4 protein-coding genes are annotated in these 3,838 nt (G+C 52.9%); all 4 read right to left on the bottom strand.

Annotation, left to right across the window (positions count from 1 at the left end; all coding sequences use genetic code 11):
* A partial coding sequence (locus Q0L39_RS11225) for an endonuclease MutS2 (protein ID WP_296629240.1) occupies window positions 1–1,955 on the bottom strand: 1,955 nt, incomplete at its 3' end.
* A 12-nt stretch (window positions 1,956–1,967) separates the two neighbouring features.
* Window positions 1,968–2,762: a DNA repair protein RecO gene (gene recO, locus Q0L39_RS11220; protein ID WP_296629237.1), complete on the bottom strand. Its 795-nt coding sequence runs from the start codon at window positions 2,760–2,762 to the stop codon at window positions 1,968–1,970.
* Window positions 2,707–2,877: a hypothetical protein gene (locus Q0L39_RS11215; protein ID WP_296629235.1), complete on the bottom strand. Its 171-nt coding sequence runs from the start codon at window positions 2,875–2,877 to the stop codon at window positions 2,707–2,709. Before Q0L39_RS11215 ends, recO begins: the two co-directional genes overlap by 56 nt.
* A 445-nt stretch (window positions 2,878–3,322) precedes the next feature.
* Window positions 3,323–3,838, bottom strand: a 516-nt coding sequence (gene era / locus Q0L39_RS11210) for a GTPase Era (protein WP_296629233.1), incomplete at its 5' end; no start/stop codon positions are given.

Genomic DNA, 3,838 nt, shown 5'->3' with positions numbered 1-3,838 from the left:
ACCATGACGACATCTCCCTTTTTAAAGGGACGCGGCGGAGTGTATTCCTCTTTCATCCGGCGGATGACCGGATTTGCGATGTCCTCCAGACGGTTGATATTCGATTTATACGAAGATTTCGCGCCCTGTACCAGCTTGGAGAACTCCTCGCTCTCCTTCTGGCGGCGCAGGTCGTCCAGCTCCTGCAGCAGCTTGTCCGATTCGGCCTTGACCGAGGACACGATGCGGTTTGCCTTGTCCTGCGCGTTTTGCAGCTCGCGCTCCATCATCTTGTAGGTTTTCTGTTTGTACTGTTCAAGGTTGCGTTTGGATTCGACCTGCTCTGCCTTTAAGCGGTCGACCTCCTCTTTCTCCTTCTCCAGCTCCTGTCTTGCCTGATCGAGCTGGGAGAGCACGTCCTCAAAGCGGGTCTTTTCCGCCGAGATATTCTGACGTGCGGCTTCGATGATCTCCTCCGGCAGACCAAGACGCTGGCTGATAGCAAAAGCGTTGGACTTTCCAGGGATACCGATGAGCAGACGGTAGGTCGGTTTGAGCGTTTCGACGTCAAACTCACAGCTTGCATTGCAAACGCCCTCGGTTTGCAGCGCGTACTCCTTGATCTCCGCATAGTGGGTGGTTGCGGCGATCTTTGCACCGTACAATGCCAGACGCTCCATGATCGAAATCGCCAGTGCAGCACCTTCGACCGGATCGGTGCCGGCGCCCAGCTCATCGAGCAGCACCAGACTGTCTGCGTCCGCCTCCTCGATGATTGAAACGATATTGGTCATGTGCGCCGAGAAGGTGGACAGGCTCTGTTCGATGCTCTGCTCGTCGCCGATGTCCACCAGTACCTTCTCATAGACCGAGATGGTGCTGTTGTCTGCGACAGGAAGCATCAATCCACACATCGCCATCAACGTCATCAGACCGAGTGTTTTGAGGGTGACCGTCTTGCCGCCGGTGTTCGGACCGGTGATGACCAGAGTGTTAAACTCTTTGCCGAGGTTAACATCGGTGGCGACCACCTTCTGTGGGTCAATCAGCGGATGACGGGCGCGCTTGAGGTCAATTTCGCCGGTGTTGACGATGTTCGGAACGCTTGCCTTCATCTTATAAGCAAGCGATGCCTTTGCAAAGTACAGGTCGATCTCGACCAAAGCGCGGTAGCTATATAAAATCGGATGTGCAAACGAGCCGACCAGCACCGACAGCTCGGCGATGATGCGGTCGATCTCCCTCTTTTCCTTGGCCTGCAGCACACGGATCTCGTTGTTTGCTTCGACGACCGCCATCGGCTCGATAAACAGAGTGGCGCCGCTGGCGGAGGTGTCATGGACAAGTCCTTTGATCTCGGAGCGGTACTCGCTCTTGACAGGAACAACAAATCGTCCGTCTCGCTGGGTGACCAGCGTCTCCTGCAGGTATTTGCTCTGGGTCGGCGATTTGATCAGATGGTCGAGCTGCTCACGTACCCGCAGCTTGGCCTGATTGATTTTGCGGCGCAGCTCACCGAGCTCACGGCTGGCAGTGTCGGCCAGTACCTCCTCCGAGAGGACGGCGTTGTCGATGGTATTTTCCAGCTCCCGATTGGGAGTGAGCATCTCAAACAGCACATCCAGCGAGGTGGTTTCTCCTTCGCAGCGTTTGCGCCAGTCCTTGACCGAGCGGATGTTGTGCAGCACGGACGAAACGTCCAGCAGCTCCCGCAGCGAAAGGTTGGAGCCTTTTTCGGCTTTTTTCAGCGCAGCTTCACAGTTTTTGAGCTTATGTAAAGCCGGCGTCGTATATCTTGCGCTGAGCATATATGCATCGGATGTTTTCTGCATCAGAGCCTTGACCGTTTCAAAATCGGTGGACGGTGTCAGCGACAGCGCCATAGCGCGGCTGTCGTCACAGTTGGTCTGATCGGCCAGCTGTGCAAGCACCTTGTCCAGCTCCAGTGCACGAAAATACCGTTGTGCCTGATACATGGTTTCACTTCCTTAGGTTGGTGTAACATCGGTCTGCATGTTCTGCACCGAAAGGCCAAAATCGCGCAGACGATGATAAAAATCAAGGGAGGGAAAGCTCTTTTCCAGCTGGGTCAGCAGATACAGCTCGGTGATCCTGCCAAGACAGGCCAGTCCCTCCGCGGACATTTTAAATTGAAAGATGCGTTTGTTTTCCGAATAGATGATGTGGCGCATAGCAGCCAGCTGCGCCGTGCCGATCTGGATGTAACCCTGCGGTACAACACCATGGCTGCATTTGCCGCAGAGCAGCGTGCCGGTGGACGGCGAAAAGCAGAAGCTTTCCGCCTGATACTCGCCGCATTCCTGACAGCCAACCAGATCGGGCATGAAGCCCGCCATGGTGAGCAGCCGCAGTTCAAACACCGGCTTGACAAAGTCGGGTGTGCGTTTGTCGGTTTCCAACAGATGCAGACAGTTTAAAAACAGCTGCAAATACTCCTGCGCGCCCTCTCCTTCGGGACAAAGCTGCTCGGCAAGCTGTGCCAGATAGGACGCCAGCGCGGTTTTTTCGAGGTCTTCGCGCAGATGGTAGAACAGATGCAGCGTTTCGGCGCTGTTGACGCTGTATTTTTCCTTATTGGAAAAAAGCACAAAGGACGAATAGGTGAACAGATCGGTGGAGGCAGCCATCGACCCGCCCAGCTTTTTGATCGACTTGACAAAGGCGTGCACCACTCCCAGCTCGGCGGTCAGAATGGTAATCAGCCGATTATCGTTGCTGAGAATCTTTTCGCCGATCACAAGGCCGGTTGCCGTCGTCTGCATCGTTGTCCTTTCCTTCCTCGCCGTTGAGCGTACAATAATGAAGATAATCGCTGACCTTTCCGGTCAGCTCAAACTGTTTCCATGCCGACAAAGCATTTTTCGGATCTGGTTTCATCTCATTCCCTCCGTATCATGACGATACAGAAAGTATTCCCCATACCTCACTGAGATAGACCCGCCGATCCGCTGCCAGTTTTTGCAAAGATTTTCTTTGCTAAAAGAAAATCTTTGAGCAAAAGAAAAGTGTTTATCTCCCATGAGAGTTTTGCCAAAAACAGACTTGGGTGAGTCCTTTCGGGTTTTGCTCTTCTTAACTTTATAAGAAAAAAGATTTAAGCAAAAGATAAATGCTTGTCTCCTCCAAAGATTTTCTTTGCTAAAAGAAAATCTTTGAGCAAAAGAAAAGTGTTTAGCTTCCCCGAAGGTTTTGTGAAAAAACAACCTTGGGCAAGTCTCTTTGCGTTTTCTTCTTCACCTGGTAATTATCCTTTACTAAAAAAAATCTTTGAGCAAAAGAAAAGTGTTTATCTCCCATGAGAGTTTTGCCAAAAAGACTTCCTTTAATTAAAGCCCAGGTCGCGGATCGAAAACTCGCTGTTGCGCCAGTCCTCGCGCACCTTGACCCAGCACTGCAGATTGACGCGCGTATCCAAAAACGCCTCAATTTCTGCACGGGATTCACTGGCAATCTTTTTGAGCATGCTTCCCTGCTTGCCGATAATCATGCCCTTGTGGCTTGCCTTCTCGCAGAGGATGGTCGCGTCGATGTCCAGAATGTCCTTGCCGGCGCGCTCACGCATCCGCTCGATGACCACTGCCGTTCCGTGCGGGATCTCGTCGCGCATGTTGCGCAGCACCTTTTCGCGGATGATTTCGGCGGCGATCACTTTCTCCGGCTGATCGGTCAGCGTATCGCTCGGGAAGAAGTGCGGACCTTCCTGCGCCTGATCCTGAATCAGCTTGAGCAGCAGGTCGGTGCCGTCCTTTTCGCGGACGCTGATCGGAACCACCTGTTCAAACGGGTACTTTTCGGAGAGCGCCACCATCTTTTTGACCATATCCTCCTTATTTTGCAG

It is taken from the genome of uncultured Negativibacillus sp., from assembly GCF_944388365.1.
Taxonomy (GTDB): domain Bacteria; phylum Bacillota; class Clostridia; order Oscillospirales; family Ruminococcaceae; genus Negativibacillus.
Note: the sequence above shows the minus strand (reverse complement) of the source record. Positions and strands in the feature narration are given on the sequence as shown.